This is a genomic window from Acuticoccus kandeliae (genome assembly GCF_003073115.1).
Genome location: NZ_QBBV01000002.1, coordinates 396,157 through 413,729 on the forward strand (window position 1 = coordinate 396,157; position 17,573 = coordinate 413,729).

Sequence of the window (17,573 nt, forward strand, 5' to 3'; positions counted from 1 at the left end):
CCGCCGCGCCGCGCGGGTCCCCATTCATCGGCCGTCGCGTGGCGCGACGGAGGCTTGCGCGATGATGAAGGGTGCAGAACACGTCCGGCCGAAGGTGGTGATCGTCGGCGCTGGCTTCGCCGGGATCGAGGCGGCGCGGGGCCTGCGCCGCGCGGCGGTCGACGTGACGATCATCGACCGGCGCAACTATCACCTCTTCCAGCCGCTCCTCTACCAGGTGGCCACCGCCGCCCTGTCGCCGGCGGAAATCGCCTGGCCGATCCGCAATCTCGTCGCGAAGCAGGCGAACGCGCGGGTCATTCTGGCGCGCGTCGTCGGCGTCGATCGCGCATCCCACACGGTCCAGCTCGAGGACGGCGAGCGCATCGGTTACGACGTCCTCATCCTCGCGACCGGCGCGCGCCACAGCTATTTCGGCCATCCCGAGTGGGACGAATTCGCGCCCGGCCTCAAGAAGATCGACGACGCGACGCACCTGCGCCACCGCATCCTGTCTGCACTCGAAGAGGCGGAGCGCACGACCGATCCCGCACGACAGAGGCGGCTGTCGACGTTCGTCGTCGTCGGCGGCGGGCCCACCGGGGTCGAGATGGCAGGCGCCGTCGCCGAGCTTGTGCGCGGGCTGCGCGGCGAGTTCCGCGTCCTCGATGTCGGCGCGTCGCGGGTCATCCTCGTCGAGGCGGGGGACCGCATCCTGCCGGCCTTCCGCCCGAACCTGTCGGCGGCGGCGCTCGGCGCGCTGAAGCGGCTCGGCATCGAGGTGCGCCTCGGCGCGCCGGTGACCGACTGCACGGCCGACGGGGTCGTCGTTGGCGATGAAGCGATCGACGCGGCCACCGTGATCTGGGGCGCCGGCGTGATGGCCTCCGCCGCGGCGGGCTGGCTCGGCGTCCCGTCCGACCGCGCGGGCCGCGTCATCGTCGCGCCGGACCTGTCGGTGCCGGGCGACGGGTCGATCTTCGTGCTCGGCGATACGGCGCACGCCGCAATGGAGGACGGTCGCCCGGTGCCGGGCGTCGCGCCGGCGGCCAAGCAGATGGGGGCCTACGCCGCGCGCGTCATCGCCGCCCGTGTCGCGGGCGAGCCGGCGCCGAAGCCGTTCCGCTACCGCGACCAGGGCAACCTCGCCACGATCGGCCGCGGGGCCGCGGTGGCCGAGTTCGGCAGCCTCCGCTTCGCCGGCTTCCCGGCATGGCTGCTGTGGGCCGTCGTCCACGTCTACTTCCTGATCGGAACGCGCAACCGGCTGATCGTGGCGCTGAACTGGTTCTGGACGTACGTCACCGACACGCGGCACGCCCGCCTGATCGTCGACCAGACGGACCACATCGACACGGCGCGCTGAGGACGGGGGGGGGGGGGGGGGGGGGGGGGGGGGGGGGGGGGGGGGGGGGGGGGAACGCAAGCAAATGCTCAGGAGCTGCGGAACTGTATCATGCTCATGGTAAATCGTGATTACTTCATCGCTGTAAAGCAAGCCGCCGAGCAACAATCCTTCCGAACCGTCACCTCGGTCTCAGAAGAGCAGGCCGAAAAGCAGCGTCATATGGAAATGGCCGTCCGTTTTCTAGTTCATACAAATATAGATTACGACGTACGCCTCGATGTCGAAGAGTATATTGACGAAGGTATTGTAACGTTAGCGAAATCTGGAGACCACTCAACCGCAGTGAACCAGATTGACCGAACATTCGAGCTTCTTAATATTGCGGCGGGCAACGGCGCCCTACGTCGGCACCAGAACGGAGTTCACATTGGAAAGGTGGGCTTCGTCGGCTTAGAAGTGATTGCGGTAGGAGTTGCCAAAAATCTTGGCGCGATCACCGCGTTGGGCACCGAAGAGGCTATCGCTTTCGTAAAAAATCGCTTGGAACTATTCTGGTTACAGCCTGACGCTGAAAATTTCACGTCACCTGGCCTCCGAGGGACGATCCGCATCAAGCGCACGGTCCCCTTTGGCGCAACATGGTTTAATCCGTGAGCAAGCCCTACACGGAGACAGATTTTTCTGTACAGATTACAGAAGGTAGAAATTGGAGAATCAGAGAAATCTCTGACCTGAAGCTCGCAATTAGACGGGGAGACGAAAACCTACAACGAGTTTTGCTTCGAGCCCTAGTGACGATCAGTTACGCCCATTGGGAAGGCTATATAAGGTACTCCGCAAGAAAATACTTGGAGCATGTGGCTCTACGGCGAATGCGCTATGGAGAATTAGACAGGCAGTTTCTAAAAAATTATTGCCTTCCACGCCTGTCCGCATTAGCAGTCTCCCAAAAGAGTATTTTGGAACGTTGTCGCATTTTGGACGAAATACTTAATTCACCGGACCTTCGTTTTATTCATGTTAATTATGACCTCATAAACACCAAGTCAAATTTAACTTTCGATGTATTTTCAGATATTTGCTTAATATGCGGGATTGACGGAACTCACTTCGAAAGAAAGTCTTCATTTATTAATATTGTATTACTTAAAAGAAGAAATGAAATTGCGCATGGTGAAGATACTTTGGTTTCCAAATCGGACTTAGATCAGATCGCAGACGAAACAATTGGACTAATGCGTGCTTTTGGCGACGCTTTAGAGAACAGCGTGATTCTAAAGACCTACAAGTTGGCTTGATCGATTCCCGCAATAGCTCCTCTTAAAAACGAACATTTCGCGACACGTCAGCGCCCCGTCGAGGCTGCCTAGCTCCGTGTGAGGATACTCCTCGCGAAACCAAGCCTCTCGAAACGGCTGTTCTCGGAGAATTTTGAGAGGCGGGCTATGCCGCCCGGATTATAGGGCAACTCGTGTAATTTCTGCATGGCTTGGCCTACCAACCTGAAACAGTTTACATCAGAAGTGTTTCACGTCGCATAAGGCATACGCGCCACTATCGCGTCTGTTCGAGAACCAGGTTTGCCTGGCTGTGAACAGAGAGCCATGCTGGATGTCATCCTTAGCGATGACTATGTGGCAGCGACGAGACCGAAAGATAACGTCTCATCATATTGACATCGACTTGAAACTCACCTCTGATGCCTACGGGTGGCACTCACCCACTATTTTTATGAAAGGTTTAATAAATGGCTCCTATTACCGTTTTATCTGTTGTTTGGGAAGAATGCGTTGACTGGAAAGAATGCATAAGAGTTTTTGGGAAAAAATATTGCATTGAAATACATGCCTGCATCAGAATAGTCAATGAGAGTGGTAATTTTTACTTAGAGGTGAGTGCGTTTGGACAAAGCTGGCGATATAATTTAACCAGTGCATGTCATGTATTCTATGAAGTTGGAATTGCTCGCTTCAAAATCTGTGTTAACCCTATCAAGGACGGCGTGAGTCTAGTTCTTGAGGGCTGCATTGGCGTAGCTGGCATAGAAAAATGTTGGACAATCCTTCGGCAGGATGTGAAATGGTTCCTGGTCGGCGACCTAACAAAAGAAGAGGCCGACCAACTTGGGATCGATAGCGCCTTGTTGAGAACTTCGTCTGGACGTAAGGTGCCAATTTATGGATCTTTAAGCTCCGAACTGCCCCTTGATGAGGCTATAGAGCTTCTAAAGTTACCAACTGAGCAATAGCCCCCGCGCGGCAATGCGCCTGTATGGGGGGGGGGCCCAGTCGCGGGCCGCCCCTCCAGACGAGCCTCGCGTGTGAAACAGAATTATCAAATCTGTTTCAAATACCCACCTTTGAGCCCGATGGCGACGGTGGAACGCGAAGTCGAGCGAGCGGAGGAACGGCTCGCTCGACTGATGGACACGAAGGTCGAGAAGGAGAAAAAGGGCTGACCTAAGCCCCTCCCCCATTGCTGCGGAGCTTGATCAGCTCTCTCAGATCCCGACCCAGTTCCAACACCTGACGCCGGTTCTCGCCGAGCGCGTCCGTGTTGGCCGCCAGGGCTTCGTGTAGGCGCGTCATGGCCTCGACATTGTGTGTGAACGCGGCCTCCAGCCGATCGGCCTTGTGCCCGTCGATGACCGCGCCGGCGAGCTCCAGCGTCTCGGACTCCGGCGCCTGCCCCTTCCGCTTCGCCCCCATTTTCTGACCGACCCAACCCGAGCACCAGCGCGACGACAAAAAGAAGGCCGTTGAAGACCTTCTCGAAATCCACGGACGACCAATCCATCACGCCCTACTTCATCGGGCGCGGGCGTCGAAGAAGGATCGGTAGACGTTCGCGAACTCCAGGGTCAGCAGGGTGGAATAGGCGACGACGGGAGACCATGCCCCCTCGCCGAACAGCGCGGCCTGAAGGAAGCCGAGCGTGAACGGCGACCAGAAGAGGACGCCAGCGAGCGAGGCGAAGGCACGGATGTGCGGCGAGTACTGGAAGCGCTCGAACGTGCCGTTGATCACCAGCGCGGCGAACCGCAGGAAGGCGCAAGTAATCGCGAAGCAGGACCAGAGCGACTCGTCCGCCCAGCGCGTGATCGCCTCGAAGGACGGCGACGTCGAGAACATGTCCGGCTGGAGCATCAGCGCGAGGCCCATCCCGAGCGCCCGGTAGACCATCACCCATTCGGAGACGCGGATGCCAAAGTGGCTCCGCACCCCGTCTGAGATCCGGCGAACGATAAGCATGGCCTGCCTCTCGTCTGCTTGGTGGCTGAGATCGGTCACGGGCAGATGGCTCCATAGGTGGCGTTGTGGCTTTTCACCTGGCGGATGGTGGGCGGGGTGTCCTTCTGGCTCCACGAAATCGGCCCGAAGGCGATGCAGGCGCGGTCAGGGCCGGCGCCACCCGTCATCGTCGAGCAAGCCCCCAGTATCAGCATCCCGCTCAGAAGAGCGGCGAGCCCAATTGGCCGCATCCAGTGCCTCATCGTCCGCCCTCTCCTGCTCGCGCTGCGCGGCCGCCAGCGCCGCAGTGATCTTGGCGTCCGTGGCGTGGCTCTCGCCCCACTTGCCCGCGAGGTAGCCGGGCCCGAAACCGACCGCGATGCCGACACCGAAGCCGACAAGCCCGCGCACACCGACGAGGGTGACGAGGGCCTGAATTGCGGCGACGATCATTCGACCGCGGCCTCGGTGATCCGGCGACCGCGCATCCGGGTCCAAACGAGGTAGGCGACCACGCCGATGCCGGCGGCGACGATCAGCGAGGCCACCACGGGCGCCACCATGTCGCCGATGCTCGCCATCGCCCCGAACTGGTCGAGCGTGCCCTTGGCCTCGTTCACGACCTGCACCACGGCACCACCGCCGGCGGCGACCGGGGCGGCCATCGTGACCGCTGTCTTGACGCTGGCGCGCTCCTTGGTGGCCTTCACCTCGTGCTCGGCGAGCGCCTTCTCGATCTCACCGAAGGTGATCGGCCCCGCTTCACCGTGGAGTTGGAGTTGGAGTTCCCCCGGTTTCGTGGACACACTTGCCCTGAGAGGAGAGCGCCCCGATGCCGAGAACGAGAAGTCCCTATCCGCCGAAGTTCCGCGAACAGATCGTCGCCTTGGCGCGCGCGGGTCGCAGCGTCGAGGAACTGGCGCCCGAGTTCGAGCCGTGCGCACATACGATCCATGGCTGGATCCGCCAGGCTGAGCGTGACGGCGGCGGCCGCTGCGATGGGCTGACGAGCGAGGAGCGCGAGGAGTTGCGGCGCCTTCGCCGGGAGAACCGCCAGCTGCGTCAGGAGAGAGATATCCTCTCAAAGGCCGCAGCCTGGTTCGCACAGGAGAGCGGCGCGACGCGCTCTCGGTCTTCCGATTCATTACTTCGATACCCGAGCCGTTTTCCCGATCCAAACGATGTGCCGTGCGTTCGGCGTATCGCGTGCCGGCTTCTATGCGTGGCGACACCGAGAGCCTAGCCAGCGTGCCAGGAACGATGCCGCCCTCAGCACCCGGATCCGCGTCATTCACTAGGCGTCGCGGGAGAGCTACGGCGCCCCGCGCATCCACGCCGAGCTCAAGGAGGTCGGTGTCGGTCGCAAACGCATCGCACGGCTGATGAAAGCGGAAGGCCTTGCCGGCATCAGCCGCCGAAGAGGAACGCGAACCACGTTCCGCGACGAACGAGTGCGGCCGGCCTCGGACCTCGTCGACCGCAACTTCCGCGCCGAAGCGCGGGACCGGCTGTGGGTCGCCGACATCACTCGGGGTAATTGATCACCCGCGCTCTCCGTCGGTCATCGTGGCCGATGCAAATAGGAGGGCGAAGATGGAACGGTATTTTGTCGGTCTTGACGTCTCGAAGAACGAGACGGCGATTTGTGTGCGGCGCGAGGATGGCTTCGTCGTCCGCTCCACAAAGGTCTCGACGGAGCCCGAGGAGATCTGTGCGGCGCTCAAGGGGCTTGAGAACGGACTGGTCCGCGTCGTGTTGGAGACCGGGCGCATGTCGAACTGGCTACACGGCGAGCTTGAAGAGCGTGGGCTTCCAGCGATCTGCGTTGATGCCCGTCAGGCTCACGCCGTTCTTGGCCAGATGCACAACAAGACCGATGCCAACGATGCGGCGATGCTGGCCGAGCTTGCGCGTACCGGCTTCTACCGGAAGGTCGCGGTGAAGAGCCGCCGCTCGCAGGAACGACGGGCACTTTTGACCGCGCGAACAGCCGCGATCGACGCGCGGCGCAACGCCGAGAACACGATCCGCGGCTTGTTCGCCAGCTTTGGCATTCGCCTGCCGTTGCAGCCGCGGATTTATGAGGCACGGGTTCGGACGGCTCTGGAAGGACAAGAGGTTCTTGCCCGCATCGTGCTGCCGCTCTTGGCGGTTCGCACCGAGGCCCTTCGCCAGGCTGCGACGCTGACCAAAGAACTCGTTCGGCAGACAAAGGGCTGCGATGCCTGCGTCCGCCTCATGACGATCCCCGGTGTCGGCACCGTCACCGCGGCAACCTTTGTGGCGACGATCGATGCGCCCGAGCGGTTCGCGAAGTCCCGATCGGTCGGCGCGTACGCCGGCCTCACGTCGAGGCGCCATCAGTCGGGCGCGATCGACTACGGCGGCCGGATCTCAAAGCGCGGCGATCAGATGCTGCGCACAATGCTCTATGAAGCCGCCAATAGTCTGCTCTGCCGCGTGAGGCCGGGACGCGGACAAGAGCTCAAGGACTGGGCAATGGCCTTGAAGCGACGAACCAGTCACAAGAAGGGGCGCCATTCGGCGCTCGGCTACCTGTCACCCATCAACTACGAACGCGCCGCCAAAGAGCGGCTTCAATCTGTAAGTCCGTAACTGTCCGCATAAACGGGGCAACTCCAGACGGACTGCCCAGGCGCGACGTAGACGCCCCTGGCGTTCATCGCCTCCTTGTCGTCGTCGACGATCTCGGCGCCGCAGTTCGGGCAGTCGATGTGCGCCGTGCGCATCGCGAGCATCGCGTTCGACTTGACCACCCGTCCGCGCTCGTCGACCGGCTTCTCCCACTGCAGCAGCTTGAACCGCGGGATGAAGTACTCGCCGCAGTGTGGGCACGGCCAGGACCAGTGATAGCGCGTGCCGGACTGCCACAGCGCCCAGATCGTCGACTGGACCTCGACCGGATCGATCTCCGCCCAGAATTCGAGCCCCGTGTCCGCGTCGATTTCCACGTCGCTGGGCCCCACGCTTGGCGTGCTGATCACGAAATGCACGAAGTCGTCGTAGGTCTCACCGCGCCGGTCGATCAGCGGGATCGGGCTGCCCTGGTGCTTGACGTTCGCGAGGAGCTCGTCCGCCTCGTCGGTGATGATCAGGCCGAACGACTCCGTCTTCAGTTCCTGCGAGCTACCCCCATAGAGGATGCGGAGCGCGACGCCGGAGACGATCTTCTTCGACTGCGTCCACTTCTTGCCCAGCGAGACCTTCTCGCGAAGCGGTGTGTCGAGGAGCAGCTCCGCGATCTTCGGCTCGATCTGCCGCACGAGCGCCTGCTTGGTCGGCGCCACGTACGCGACGGGCACCGGCGCGCAGTCGAGGCGAGACCCCAGCACATCGAGCGCCAGCGCCGACTTGCTCATCTGCGCGCCGCAGACGAACACCACCCGCTTGTGCGTTCGGCCGTGGACCGCGATGCCCGGCTCGATGACGTAGGGCGTCAGGCCCGGATCGCGACGACCTGGCCGGCCGGTGTGCGGCCCGTAGACGACATTCTCCGCGCCCCACTCACTCGGCGTGAGCTTCCGGCTCGGCTGGATCAGGCGCTCCGCCAGTGCGAAGCACAGTTCGGAGCTTGCCGAAACGCGTTGAGACCCGCTGCCGCTCGTCTTCGATGATCTCCTCGATCCGTTGGCGCTCACGTTTGTTCCTCGTCAGGCGCGCTGGGATGGTCGACATCGATTCCAGGAACACGCCGCAGATCTCGGCGGTCGTGTCGAGCGCCTCCTCGATCGGGATCAGCGACCGCTTCTCCCTCTCGAACTCCATCTGCTCACGCTGCCGGCGCACCGCTCGCATCTGCTCCAGCTCGCTCGGCTCGGCCGGCTTCACCTTCGCAGCGGCCTGGCTCTCCATCACCTTCTGGACGAACTCAGACGCGTTCCACTTCCCCCGCCCGATCGGCATGCATTTCAGGGCTTTCGCGCGCTTGTGCAGCAGTGGCCGGGTGCAGCCGAGCAGCTCGCACATCTCGGCGGTTGAGAGAATGATCGTCACGTCACCCCAAAAAAGTGGAATCGCCAAAAATGCTCGAATCCTGCGGTGGGGCGTCCCCGCGGCCTGGCCCTTTTCGGCACACGGTCCCTTCCCCGAGGGGTGCCAGAGGCGCACAGAGCGCGCCAAATGACCCTCTATTCAACCGCAGGGTGGTGCGAGGTAGGTGTCCGCCCCGTGGAACATTCAAACTCAAGTTGCACGATGGTGCATCAGGTTCAGGAGAACGCCCCACCAGAGAGCTTGATGATCCGCCTCTCCAGGTCCGCAGCGACCCGAGGTGGCCCATGGTGGAAGGCTGCGACGGCCTGGTCCTTCACGATCTCCTCGGCAGGTGCAGGGCCGAAGATGTGGTGGGCAGGCTTGCCGGGCCAGAAAGTCTTGTAGCCCCTCCCGCCCTTCTTTCCGAAGCGGAGTTCGGAGTAGGCGAAGGTGCGCTTCTTCCCCCAGACGGACGCGGTGATCCTGCCCTTGGCGAGGCCAGGGTTGGGCCAGTCGGCGAAGCGGCCGAGGGCATCGCGAGGCTGCTCACCGCGGTCCTTGGAGGACTTGGCGCTGAGGCTCTGCAACTCTGTGGGTTGGACACCGGTGCCCGTGCCCTTGATGACCCAGGCCATGCCCGTGCCGTCATCGAAGTAGGCCGAGACGCGGTTGTCGATGGCACGCTTCTTGATCGAGGTCTGCTTCACCAGGGCCTTCTTGACCTCGGTGGTGGTCTTCCTGCCGCCGCTGATGAGCGAGCGCTTCATCTCGGCCCGGCCCCGGGCGCCGAGAGCCTCCGCAGCCTTCAGGAGCCGCTTGTGGCCGTCGCCCTTGAGAGTGATCGTGATGGTGGCCATGAGGCCTCCGTTCGCGCCTCTTGTCGAACCTGGACATCCGCGCCTTGATCCGCCGCCCCTCGAGCACATCTAAGGGCTCGAGCCAGGGAAGGAGATGATTGCCTTGAAGGCGCGATTTTCCATCCCCCTGCCGTGCGCGCCCATTTCCCGCTGTTGCGGCGGTTGCGGCGGCGACGTAGCGGAGGTCGAGGGGCCTATCGATCTCGCCGCCGTTTGGCGGTCGCGGCTTTTCGTTTTATCAAACGACCCCTAGTAACCATCCGGCGAGGGCTCGGATGTGCAATTACAAGGTTGAGAAGCGTGATGCCGAGCCAAATTTCTTTCGGACACGTGTACAATCAGCCCAACGTTATACCGTATCGAAATTGAGATTCAGTGGCCAGATATGCCTCAGCAGTCGGTACCGCCATCACCTCCGTCAAGTGGTGTGAATAATGTTGCCGATGGGACTGATACCCCAAATAAGTCTAGAGACCTCGGCAGGATAATGCTTGGCGCGGGTGCGCTTAGTATAGCTGGAGCGTTCGGCCGAGAGATCGTTGGCTTGGAATTCAAAGCACCGCCGTCAAGAACACCTACAAATATAGAACAGCCTATCTCCAAGGCTCAATCAAAATTACCATATCAATTAGATTCGTACACGAATTTGGTTGATTACGACATCAACAAAGAATTACTTATGTCTTACTATAAATACGAAATTTCAAATGAGTTGCTACCACAAAAATAAGAACAATATTCCAATGAAATTTGGTCGAATCTTCAATCAAGATGGTGCACACACCAAGAACTTGTCAAATTACTTGAGGCTGGATTTTCTTCCGTTCACACGTATCGCGATACAACTGGAGCTATAATTTCTGAGCACGCTAGATCAATCTCAGATTGCTCTCCATAACGACTAGTGACAACACGCGGTTCGTAGAGTTTCGATCTAAGAATATCCAACAATATCGTCATTCAATAAGTTCGATAGGGCCTAAATCCGCAAGGTTCACTTCAGCCCCCGGATGCCTACGAGGTTTCGAATACGTTTAACTTCTCGCGTTTCCTAGCCTCGATCGACGCAGCGCGCCGGCGCATGGCCTTGTTGTGCTGTTCGATGGCTTTGGCGCTCGCCTGGACCGCGTCGGGATCGTCTTCGTCGTGGGCTAGGGGCTTGGCGTCGGAGGCCATCCAGGCTCTCGGCGAGCGTTGCGCGGCCTGCAACGCGAGCTCGTCCAGCGTTCCGTTTTCAGTACCCGAAACCGGCTCTTCGATGAACACCCCTTCCGAGCCTACAGAGATCAAGAGGCTGGGATTATTGCCAAACGCCGCCGCGATCTCCCGGACGGCCCGATCGGCGCGCCTTTTCCCGGCGTGCTCCTCGATGCCTTCGCCTTTGCACCTGGCCTTCATGTGCCGGCCACCGGCCTTCATCTGAGCCCATGCGGACACAGCGCGCCGGTTCCGCTCCTCGGTGACGGTGTGCATGATCCAGTGGAGCACTTCTTCCCACCGCGAGACCTCGGCGGCCGTCGCCGTGCGTGCGAAGCGGCCCGCGGCGTAGGCGGCCTTCTCCTCAGGCGACCAGCCGTTAATGTCTTCCTGGGTGCGGAGGATGGATCGCCAGAAGCCCGATGCTCCGGCAGGTGTCAGGCGGGACGCTGGGAGCTTCCGCTCGGTCCGGGCGACCTCGACCAAGCAGGCGCGGATGAGCTCTTGACGGTGGCGTCTGGCAGCATGAAACCTCTCCATTCGCGGGATAATTCGAACATACAGCGGAGGAGGAGTTTCGCGTAGAGCTTGAAGAGAAGAACGCCCAGCCTAAACCGAGCCGAGGCCGGCGCGAGCAGAGCATGACCGCCGGGGATACATGCGAAGCGCCGCGCGGGAAGATTCAAGTCTTCGACGCGCGCGGTGCGATCATCAATTGCGAACGATGAATTCTCGACGCGTTACACTCCGCGGATTTCGCATCTGGCGGCGGCATCCGATCAACTCTCACGAACTCGTCGTCAGGGTGGAAAGTTGATCGGTGTCGTATCGGCTTCGGAGTGAAACAAGTTCTGCTGGGTCCGGGGTCCCATTTGCCGCCAACTTTGCAAGCTCTTCGAAGTAATTTTCGTGCCCCGGTGGTGAGACAGTCATCAAGACGCGGGCCGGCGCATCACTGATGTTGGTGATGTTGTGTTTCACACCCGGCGGGATGAACAGAAAGGTCCCCGGCACCGCCCGCACCACCCTTTCCCCTATCCACCATTCGCATTCACCCTCAAGCATGAAGAATGTCTCTTCTTGAACGCGGTGAACATGAAATCCGGTCGCGAATCCCGATGGAATGATCCAGTCGAACATGCTCGTGTGCCGTGTGTCCTCGCCGGTGACGAGGAAGACCATCGGGTGTCCACGCAGCATGACCCCACTGGTTTCGTTGGGCATGCGAATGACGGCATCGGCGCTCATGCTCCCCTCCTTTGGCTGTGGGGTTGGTTCTCGTTGCACGGCCTCACCGTCGGCCTTGGTCGGCGGCGAGTCGTGAAGCCGCTCTGAAAAATCTGCTAAAATCGTTGAATGACAGTCAGGGGCGGCACCTACCGTTTCGGCCAGTTTCGTCTCGACCCGACCGCGGGCCTCCTCTATCGGGGCGCTGAGCCCACGATGCTGGGTCGGCGTGCGGTTGCGTTGTTGCGCCGGCTGCTTGAGGACGCGGGCGCGCCGGTGTCAAAAGATGCGCTGATCGAGGCAGCCTGGGGCGGCCTCGCTGTCGCAGACAACAATCTGGCGGTTCAGGTTGCGGCCTTGCGTCGGGTGCTGGCCGAGGCGCCGGACGCACCGAGCTGGATCGAAACCTTGCCGCGCCGCGGCTATCGTTACGTCGGGCCGGCCGTCACTGCGGGTGACCCGGTCGTCTCCGGCTCCGCGCTGACACTGCCCGACCGGCCATCCATCGCGGTGCTCCCGTTCTCCAATCTCGGCGGCGATCCGGAGCAGGATTACTTCGCGGACGGAATGGTCGATGACATCATTACCGGGCTGGCGCGGATCAAATGGCTATTCGTCGTCGCGCGGAACTCGACCTTTACCTACAAGGGCCGCGCCGTCGATATCACGCAAATCGGTCGCGAGCTGGGCGTTCGCTATGTCCTCGAAGGCAGCGTGCGAAGATCCGGCCGCAACATACGTGTGACCAGCCAATTGATCGATGCATCGACGGGGTCCCATATTTGGGCCGAACGCTACGATCGAATGTTCGACGATATTTTCGCCCTTCAGGACGAGATCGGATTATCGGTGGTCGGTGCGATATCGGCCAGCCTTAGGCGCGCCGAGATTGACAGGGTGAAACGGAGACGCCCCGACAGTCTCGATGCTTACGATCTCTTGCTGCGGGCCCAGCACGACGTCGATTCCGGCATGCCCGAACAGGTCGCGCGAGCCCTTGTCTTGCTGGAAGGCGCAATTGCCATCGACCCCACCTACGCATTGGCCCACGGCAACGCGGCGATGTGCCATCACTGCCTGTTCCTGCGCGCAGGGCTGCAGGAAGTGAACCGGTCCGCTTCAATCCATCATGCCCGCAGCGCGATCCTCCATGGACAAGACGATGCGACCGCGCTGACGCTGGCCGGTTTTTCCATCGGTATGGACGGACACGACCGCGGCGCCGCCTTCACCGCGCTTGAGGCCGCGCTCGCCATCAGTCCGTCATCAGCGCTGACCTACATCCTTGGAAGCGTCATTTTCGGATGGAGCGGAGAGGCCGAACGGGCGATCGAATGGAGCGAGCGGGGCATGCGCCTCAGCCCCTTCGATTCATGGGCCTTTGCCGCTTTCGACGCGCAAGCAATGAGTCACCTGCTCCGCGGCCGCTACGCAGAGGCCTGTCACGCAGCCTACAAGTCGGTTCAGGCCAATCCGGCACACAGCATCACCTATGTGCAGTTGACGGCCGCGCTCGTTAAACTCGGGCGGCTGGATGAGGCGAAAACTGCCGCGGCGAGGGTACTCGAACTGCACCCAACATTCCGCTTCAAACGCCAATTCGAGGGCGTCAATTGCGCGCCAGCGCTGGCGGAGACGCTCGGAGAGGCACTTCGAACGGCCGGCCTCCCCGAATAAATACGCGCTCGATGCATTGGCTTTTACAGGAGCCTAGGCGGACCGAGATCTTCATTCTTAGGCCAATACATGATGGCTATCCAAATTAGTAATATTTTACAATAGGAAAATAATATTTGAATTTATTATTTCTATTTTGATGATTGATTGTTGAAAACACATTCAATCTTAGCGCCTTTGCTTTGGCAATTTTGCATTTCCCACGATGCCTAATAAACGACTCCGATAATATACATTGACCACATCAAAACAAACATTAACGGCATCAACTCAACGAATAGTGAGCCACCCACAAAGGCTCCGCCAGATCCATAGGCTTGAGGAACCGTTATTCGGTAAATTCCCCACTGCTCATCGCGCTTCTCCCATTCCGCTTTAATGGATCTAATCGAATTTCTTGATGCCAATATCCCAACGAAAGAGAGGATACCGATTGACCACCCAATCATACCAACGGCTAGTATAGCTAACTTCCTCAGAATGAATACACCAATCGATCCTTCCCAGGCGAAAACGATCAACACGGCCATCGCACTTATAAGAAACCCTTGGAAGGTAAGTGTCTATGTTAGTCTATGAAGGATAATTTCATCTTCTCTTTTAATTTCGTCCCTAAGATATTTATAGCACTCCTTGTGACCATCATATTTTACGCAATTTTTAATAATTTTTTAGTCAAATCTTCTAATTCTTTTGCATCCGTTCTAGATAAGAAATATATGTACATTACAACAGATATAGTAAAGATGATAATCCAAATCGCCATTACTATGATAGCACTATAAAAAACTCCAGACAACCAATCCACGGTTTGCATCGACAATGCTTTCTGATTAGATGTTTTTATGTTTATTCAAACTTCATTCCGGATGACTCACGAGTCTCCCGATCACACAAGCGCAAAAATCTGAAGGGCCAATCCTCCATAAATTGCCGTGCATATTAGGATTCAACCTCGCCAATCGTTCAGATATTACCTTTCTCGATCAAACAGTTCAACTTTTCTGTAAACTTTGAGTGCCCAAAAATCTTGGCCGAACCCTGATTTCCGTCTATTCGCGATCCTAACTTCTCTCCTGATCAAGAGTTTCTCAAAGCATCATGCTCTGAGTCCTCTCGACCTCTTCGTCTTCGCAAAGCGTGAACGCGTCGCGGTAAAGCACCCGCCGCCGCGCGAACCCGACACCGCCGCGCATCTTCGCCTTGATCAGCTCGGCGCGGCCTTCCCAGTTCTCGCGGTCGACGGCCCATTCCGGGTAGTGCTTCGCGCTCACGCTCGGCTCGGCGCGGCTCAGGTAGTAGATCGGCCGGTGCACGAAGAGGACGGTGTCGGCGTCCTTCTCAATGGAAGAGGAGCCGTGGAGGTCGCGCAGCTGCGGCAGGCGGATGTCCTTGGCGGTCTTCACGTCGGCGTCGAAGCCGCGGTTGACGTGCGAGACTAAGACCACCGGGATGTTGAGGGCCTTCGCAATCTTCTTCAGCTCGCGGGTCGTCTCGGCGATCGCCTCGTATTCCTTCGCCTTCTTGTTCATCGGCTCGAGGAACTGGAGATGGTCGATCACCAGGAGCTTGAGGCCGCGCTGGCGGATGAGGCGCTGGGTGCGGAGGCGGACGTTGGCCGCGGATTGGCCTTCGCTGTCGTCGACCGTGATCGGCCAGGACCGAACCCGCGCGAGCGCGTCGAAGAGCCGGTCGCGCTCGGCGGCGTTGAGCGAGCCGGTGAGGATCCGGCGGGAATCGACGCGTGCCAACTGCGCCGCGAAGCGCTCCATCGCCTCGTCGTTGGTCATCTCGTTGGTGACCAGGTGCACTGGATGGCCTGAGGACGCGACGCCCCAGACGAGACGCTGGGCGAGAGCGCTTTTTCCCATGCTTGTTGCACCACCGACAACGATGAGCCGGCCAGGCATCAGCGGCGCGATCAGCTCGTCGAGGGAGCGGAAGCCCGAATAGAGGCCCTGGACCTTCACGGTGCCGGACTGGGCGGCGTCGATCCGTTCCATGAGGCGCGCGGACAGCTCGCCGACGGTGGCGATCTCCTTCACCGGTTCGGCGTTGTAGACGCCATGCAGGAGCGCCATGCCCCTCTCCGGCAGATCGTCTCCGGGGATGTCGCGGTCGTTGGCGAGCGCGGGGAGCTTGGCGGCGATGTCGAGCCACTGGTTCCGGAGGAACGGGTCGAGGATCTTGTCGGCGAGGTCCTTGGCCGTCATGCCCATCGTGTTGCGGGCCATCAGGACCGGCAGGTAGGCGCGCAGGGTGATGTCGCCCTTCAGCTCCGCGCGGCAACTCGCCTCGACAAGCGAGAGGCCCCAGGAGTTGCCCTTGGCGCGGACGGCGCCGATCGCCTCGTAGATGCCGCCCATCAGCTCGCTGGCGAAGTGCTTCGGCTTCAGACGTTCGGCGATGTCGTCGTGGGCATCGGGATTGAGGAGCAGATGGCCGACGAGATCTTTCTCGGCAGACGGTGCCTCGACAGAGATCATGCGAGGGCCATCTCGCCGGAAACCTTCTGCATGAAGCGCCAGATGTCGAGGTAGTCGGAGCCGTCCTCGGGGCCTGCTTGGCGAGTGACTTCGACCCCCTCCTCTCGAAGGCGACGGAAGAGCTGCTCGGCGGCCGACGGTCCGGGCGGCGGCGAGATCCTCTCCCGGCCGGTGCGCTTGTCCACCTTCTCCGCCCAGGTGTCGCCGTCCTCGAAGATGTCCACGTGCCCGATTTGCATCGGCACCTCGAAGCCCGTCATGCCGCTCGTCGAGAGGAGCGACCAAACCGGGAGGCCGGTGAGGAGGTGCACGCCGAAGGCCGCCTCCACGCCCTCGCACACGGCGACACGGCCGCGGTCAGGTCCGAACAGCCGGACGGCACCGCCGCCGGTGGGGCCGAGTCCCTGCTTGGATTGCCCACCAAAGCCCTTCTCGCCGTCGATGGTGATGAAGATGCGCCAGACGCCCCGGAACTCGCCGGCGGGCCCGTCGACACGGCACAGCATCGCCGGCGACCAAGCGCCGGACGGATGCCGGATGGACTGGGCGAAGCGGAGACAGGTCGGCCAGACCTCCAGGTGGATTCCGCGCTTGTGAAGGTAGCGCTCGGCCGGCGTGCCGGGGAGAGGCTCGGCGTGCTCCCAGAGCCAGTCGGCGCGTTCCTGTTTGCGCTCACGCTCGGCCTGCGCTTCAGCCTCGGCTTCGCCGCGGCGGCGCTCCGAGTCCGCCCTCGCCTTCTCCCGCGCGCGGCGAGCGGTCTCGTCGTCCACGGCGCGGTCGTCCATGCCCAGGAAGCGGCGCGCCTCGTGGAAGGCCAGGCGATAGTCCGCGGTGGAGGGCTCGCCGGCCTGGCCGTTCAATAAGTACGCGGCCAACTTGATAGGGCCGCCCCCGACGCTCTGGGAGAAGCGGTAGAAGGTGCCGCGGTGCGGGCCCTCGAGGTTCACCTGGAACGAGCCGAGTTGCTTCGGCCCCTTTGCGGTGAGGAAGGCCTTTCCGCGGTGGATGACGTAGCCAGGTGCGAGCCAGTCGAGGACGTCTTCGATGCGCGCGGCGAGGCCGTTCGCGATCTCGTCGGAATCGTCCCGCCGCGTCACAGGTCCAACCTCCCCTGCGCCGAGCCCTCACCGAGAGAGACGATCAGCCGATCGTGCAGACGGTCGTAGACGGCGTTGTTCCGCGAGCCGACGCCGACAACGTTATCGCCGCGGGCCCGGTTCGCCTGGTCGAAGAGATCCAGCAGGTTGATCTTGTCCATTTCGTCCAGCCAACTCAAGGTGTTCTCGACCCAGCGCGGGTGATTGAGGATCAGTGCCGACACCGCCGTGATGACCGGCTCGATCAGCGCTCGCTTGTTGTTGGTGGTCTCGGTGATGCTGAAGAGCACCAGTCGGAGGTGACCCTCACCATGCTCGGCGAGGATCTTCTTGAGTGTCGCGGATGCGTGGGTCCGCAGTTCGGTGCGGGCGACGTTGGGCGGCACGATTTCGACCCCGAACTCGTCGAGCACGCGCTGAAGCGCGGACACCGGCTCAAGCTCTCGATCGCCCTTCCGTGCCAGCGCCATCGGGGTTCCCCC

Annotated in this window: 19 protein-coding genes and 1 pseudogene; 8 read left to right on the forward strand and 12 right to left on the reverse strand. The window is 60.9% G+C overall.

The annotated features are described in order from the left end of the window. Window positions 1–64: 64 nt before the first annotated feature. The 4 genes from DBV35_RS14490 to DBV35_RS30225 all read left to right on the forward strand — a co-directional run bounded on the left by DBV35_RS14490 (window position 65) and on the right by DBV35_RS30225 (window position 3,575). A complete protein-coding gene (locus DBV35_RS14490; RefSeq protein ID WP_108661950.1) occupies window positions 65–1,345 on the forward strand; it encodes an NAD(P)/FAD-dependent oxidoreductase in 1,281 nt (426 codons plus the stop codon). A 90-nt stretch (window positions 1,346–1,435) separates the two neighbouring features. Next, the gene (locus tag DBV35_RS14495; protein WP_205648688.1) at window positions 1,436–1,981 is read left to right on the forward strand and encodes a hypothetical protein; all 546 of its coding nucleotides are present in this window, start codon (window positions 1,436–1,438) and stop codon (window positions 1,979–1,981) included. Beyond that, entirely contained in the window at window positions 1,978–2,625 is a 648-nt protein-coding gene (locus tag DBV35_RS14500; protein WP_108661035.1) for an MAE_28990/MAE_18760 family HEPN-like nuclease, read from the forward strand. Before DBV35_RS14495 ends, DBV35_RS14500 begins: the two co-directional genes overlap by 4 nt. Window positions 2,626–3,074: 449 nt before the next feature. Next, complete coding sequence (locus tag DBV35_RS30225; RefSeq protein ID WP_157961752.1) at window positions 3,075–3,575, forward strand: hypothetical protein; 501 nt, start codon at window positions 3,075–3,077, stop codon at window positions 3,573–3,575. A gap of 211 nt (window positions 3,576–3,786) precedes the next feature. On the opposite strand, the gene DBV35_RS14505 is transcribed toward DBV35_RS30225, so the two are convergent. The 4 genes from DBV35_RS14505 to DBV35_RS14520 all read right to left on the reverse strand — a co-directional run bounded on the left by DBV35_RS14505 (window position 3,787) and on the right by DBV35_RS14520 (window position 5,363). Further along, window positions 3,787–4,035, reverse strand: coding sequence for a hypothetical protein (locus DBV35_RS14505; protein ID WP_108661036.1), 249 nt, complete (start codon window positions 4,033–4,035; stop codon window positions 3,787–3,789). Between the two features lie 99 nt (window positions 4,036–4,134). After that, on the reverse strand, window positions 4,135–4,578 hold the full coding sequence (locus DBV35_RS14510; protein ID WP_108661037.1) for a hypothetical protein: 444 nt from the start codon (window positions 4,576–4,578) through the stop codon (window positions 4,135–4,137). Window positions 4,579–4,722: 144 nt separating this feature from the next. Then, a complete protein-coding gene (locus DBV35_RS14515; protein ID WP_108661038.1) occupies window positions 4,723–5,010 on the reverse strand; it encodes a hypothetical protein in 288 nt (95 codons plus the stop codon). Then, on the reverse strand, window positions 5,007–5,363 hold the full coding sequence (locus DBV35_RS14520) for a hypothetical protein (RefSeq protein WP_108661039.1): 357 nt from the start codon (window positions 5,361–5,363) through the stop codon (window positions 5,007–5,009). Before DBV35_RS14520 ends, DBV35_RS14515 begins: the two co-directional genes overlap by 4 nt. A gap of 26 nt (window positions 5,364–5,389) precedes the next feature. On the opposite strand from DBV35_RS14520, the gene DBV35_RS31385 reads away from it, so the two are divergent. From DBV35_RS31385 to DBV35_RS14535, 3 genes and pseudogenes are all read left to right on the forward strand, one after another. Next, a complete protein-coding gene (locus DBV35_RS31385; protein WP_108661040.1) occupies window positions 5,390–5,800 on the forward strand; it encodes a transposase in 411 nt (136 codons plus the stop codon). Between the two features lie 70 nt (window positions 5,801–5,870). Continuing rightward, window positions 5,871–6,098, forward strand: a pseudogene (locus tag DBV35_RS31470) (IS3 family transposase); the annotation flags it as partial. A 52-nt stretch (window positions 6,099–6,150) separates the two neighbouring features. After that, window positions 6,151–7,173, forward strand: a complete 1,023-nt coding sequence (locus DBV35_RS14535; RefSeq protein WP_108661042.1) for an IS110 family RNA-guided transposase — start codon at window positions 6,151–6,153, stop codon at window positions 7,171–7,173. Here DBV35_RS14535 and DBV35_RS14540 read toward each other — a convergent pair. From DBV35_RS14540 to DBV35_RS14560, 5 genes are all read right to left on the reverse strand, one after another. Beyond that, a complete protein-coding gene (locus DBV35_RS14540; protein WP_245943987.1) occupies window positions 7,155–8,141 on the reverse strand; it encodes a phage terminase large subunit family protein in 987 nt (328 codons plus the stop codon). The two genes, DBV35_RS14535 and DBV35_RS14540, sit on opposite strands and share 19 nt — an antisense overlap. After that, on the reverse strand, window positions 8,083–8,571 hold the full coding sequence (locus tag DBV35_RS31080; RefSeq protein ID WP_245943959.1) for a hypothetical protein: 489 nt from the start codon (window positions 8,569–8,571) through the stop codon (window positions 8,083–8,085). Before DBV35_RS31080 ends, DBV35_RS14540 begins: the two co-directional genes overlap by 59 nt. Before the next feature lie 215 nt (window positions 8,572–8,786). After that, window positions 8,787–9,407, reverse strand: coding sequence for a hypothetical protein (locus DBV35_RS14550; protein WP_108661045.1), 621 nt, complete (start codon window positions 9,405–9,407; stop codon window positions 8,787–8,789). Between the two features lie 1,014 nt (window positions 9,408–10,421). Beyond that, window positions 10,422–11,090 (reverse strand): hypothetical protein, encoded by a 669-nt coding sequence (locus DBV35_RS14555; RefSeq protein ID WP_157961754.1) that lies wholly within the window; start codon window positions 11,088–11,090, stop codon window positions 10,422–10,424. Between the two features lie 300 nt (window positions 11,091–11,390). Next, the gene (locus DBV35_RS14560; protein ID WP_108661047.1) at window positions 11,391–11,852 is read right to left on the reverse strand and encodes a cupin domain-containing protein; all 462 of its coding nucleotides are present in this window, start codon (window positions 11,850–11,852) and stop codon (window positions 11,391–11,393) included. A 108-nt stretch (window positions 11,853–11,960) separates the two neighbouring features. Here DBV35_RS14560 and DBV35_RS14565 point away from each other — a divergent pair, with 108 nt between their 5' ends. Then, the gene (locus tag DBV35_RS14565; protein ID WP_108661048.1) at window positions 11,961–13,508 is read left to right on the forward strand and encodes a winged helix-turn-helix domain-containing tetratricopeptide repeat protein; all 1,548 of its coding nucleotides are present in this window, start codon (window positions 11,961–11,963) and stop codon (window positions 13,506–13,508) included. Between the two features lie 1,091 nt (window positions 13,509–14,599). On the opposite strand, the gene DBV35_RS14570 is transcribed toward DBV35_RS14565, so the two are convergent. The 3 genes from DBV35_RS14570 to DBV35_RS14580 are packed head-to-tail and all read right to left on the reverse strand — an operon-like array spanning window position 14,600 to window position 17,561. Then, window positions 14,600–15,994, reverse strand: coding sequence for a replicative DNA helicase (locus DBV35_RS14570; RefSeq protein ID WP_108661049.1), 1,395 nt, complete (start codon window positions 15,992–15,994; stop codon window positions 14,600–14,602). Then, entirely contained in the window at window positions 15,991–17,091 is a 1,101-nt protein-coding gene (locus tag DBV35_RS14575; RefSeq protein WP_108661050.1) for a DUF7146 domain-containing protein, read from the reverse strand. The genes DBV35_RS14570 and DBV35_RS14575 overlap by 4 nt, the downstream gene beginning before the upstream one ends. Then, the gene (locus DBV35_RS14580; protein ID WP_108661051.1) at window positions 17,088–17,561 is read right to left on the reverse strand and encodes a hypothetical protein; all 474 of its coding nucleotides are present in this window, start codon (window positions 17,559–17,561) and stop codon (window positions 17,088–17,090) included. The genes DBV35_RS14575 and DBV35_RS14580 overlap by 4 nt, the downstream gene beginning before the upstream one ends. Between the last annotated feature and the right edge of the window lie 12 nt (window positions 17,562–17,573).

Bases quoted from the DNA above. Each gene is read 5' to 3' on its own strand.
- DBV35_RS14560 (WP_108661047.1), bottom strand. From the start codon at position 11,852: ATGAGCGCCGATGCCGTCATTCGCATGCCCAACGAAACCAGTGGGGTC.
- DBV35_RS14510 (WP_108661037.1), bottom strand. From the start codon at position 4,578: ATGCTTATCGTTCGCCGGATCTCAGACGGGGTGCGGAGCCACTTTGGC.
- DBV35_RS14565 (WP_108661048.1), top strand. From the start codon at position 11,961: ATGACAGTCAGGGGCGGCACCTACCGTTTCGGCCAGTTTCGTCTCGAC.
- DBV35_RS30225 (WP_157961752.1), top strand. From the start codon at position 3,075: ATGGCTCCTATTACCGTTTTATCTGTTGTTTGGGAAGAATGCGTTGAC.
- DBV35_RS14515 (WP_108661038.1), bottom strand. From the start codon at position 5,010: ATGATCGTCGCCGCAATTCAGGCCCTCGTCACCCTCGTCGGTGTGCGC.
- DBV35_RS14535 (WP_108661042.1), top strand. From the start codon at position 6,151: ATGGAACGGTATTTTGTCGGTCTTGACGTCTCGAAGAACGAGACGGCG.
- DBV35_RS14550 (WP_108661045.1), bottom strand. From the start codon at position 9,407: ATGGCCACCATCACGATCACTCTCAAGGGCGACGGCCACAAGCGGCTC.
- DBV35_RS14490 (WP_108661950.1), top strand. From the start codon at position 65: ATGAAGGGTGCAGAACACGTCCGGCCGAAGGTGGTGATCGTCGGCGCT.
- DBV35_RS14495 (WP_205648688.1), top strand. From the start codon at position 1,436: ATGCTCATGGTAAATCGTGATTACTTCATCGCTGTAAAGCAAGCCGCC.
- DBV35_RS14580 (WP_108661051.1), bottom strand. From the start codon at position 17,561: ATGGCGCTGGCACGGAAGGGCGATCGAGAGCTTGAGCCGGTGTCCGCG.
- DBV35_RS14505 (WP_108661036.1), bottom strand. From the start codon at position 4,035: ATGGGGGCGAAGCGGAAGGGGCAGGCGCCGGAGTCCGAGACGCTGGAG.
- DBV35_RS14570 (WP_108661049.1), bottom strand. From the start codon at position 15,994: ATGATCTCTGTCGAGGCACCGTCTGCCGAGAAAGATCTCGTCGGCCAT.
- DBV35_RS31385 (WP_108661040.1), top strand. From the start codon at position 5,390: ATGCCGAGAACGAGAAGTCCCTATCCGCCGAAGTTCCGCGAACAGATC.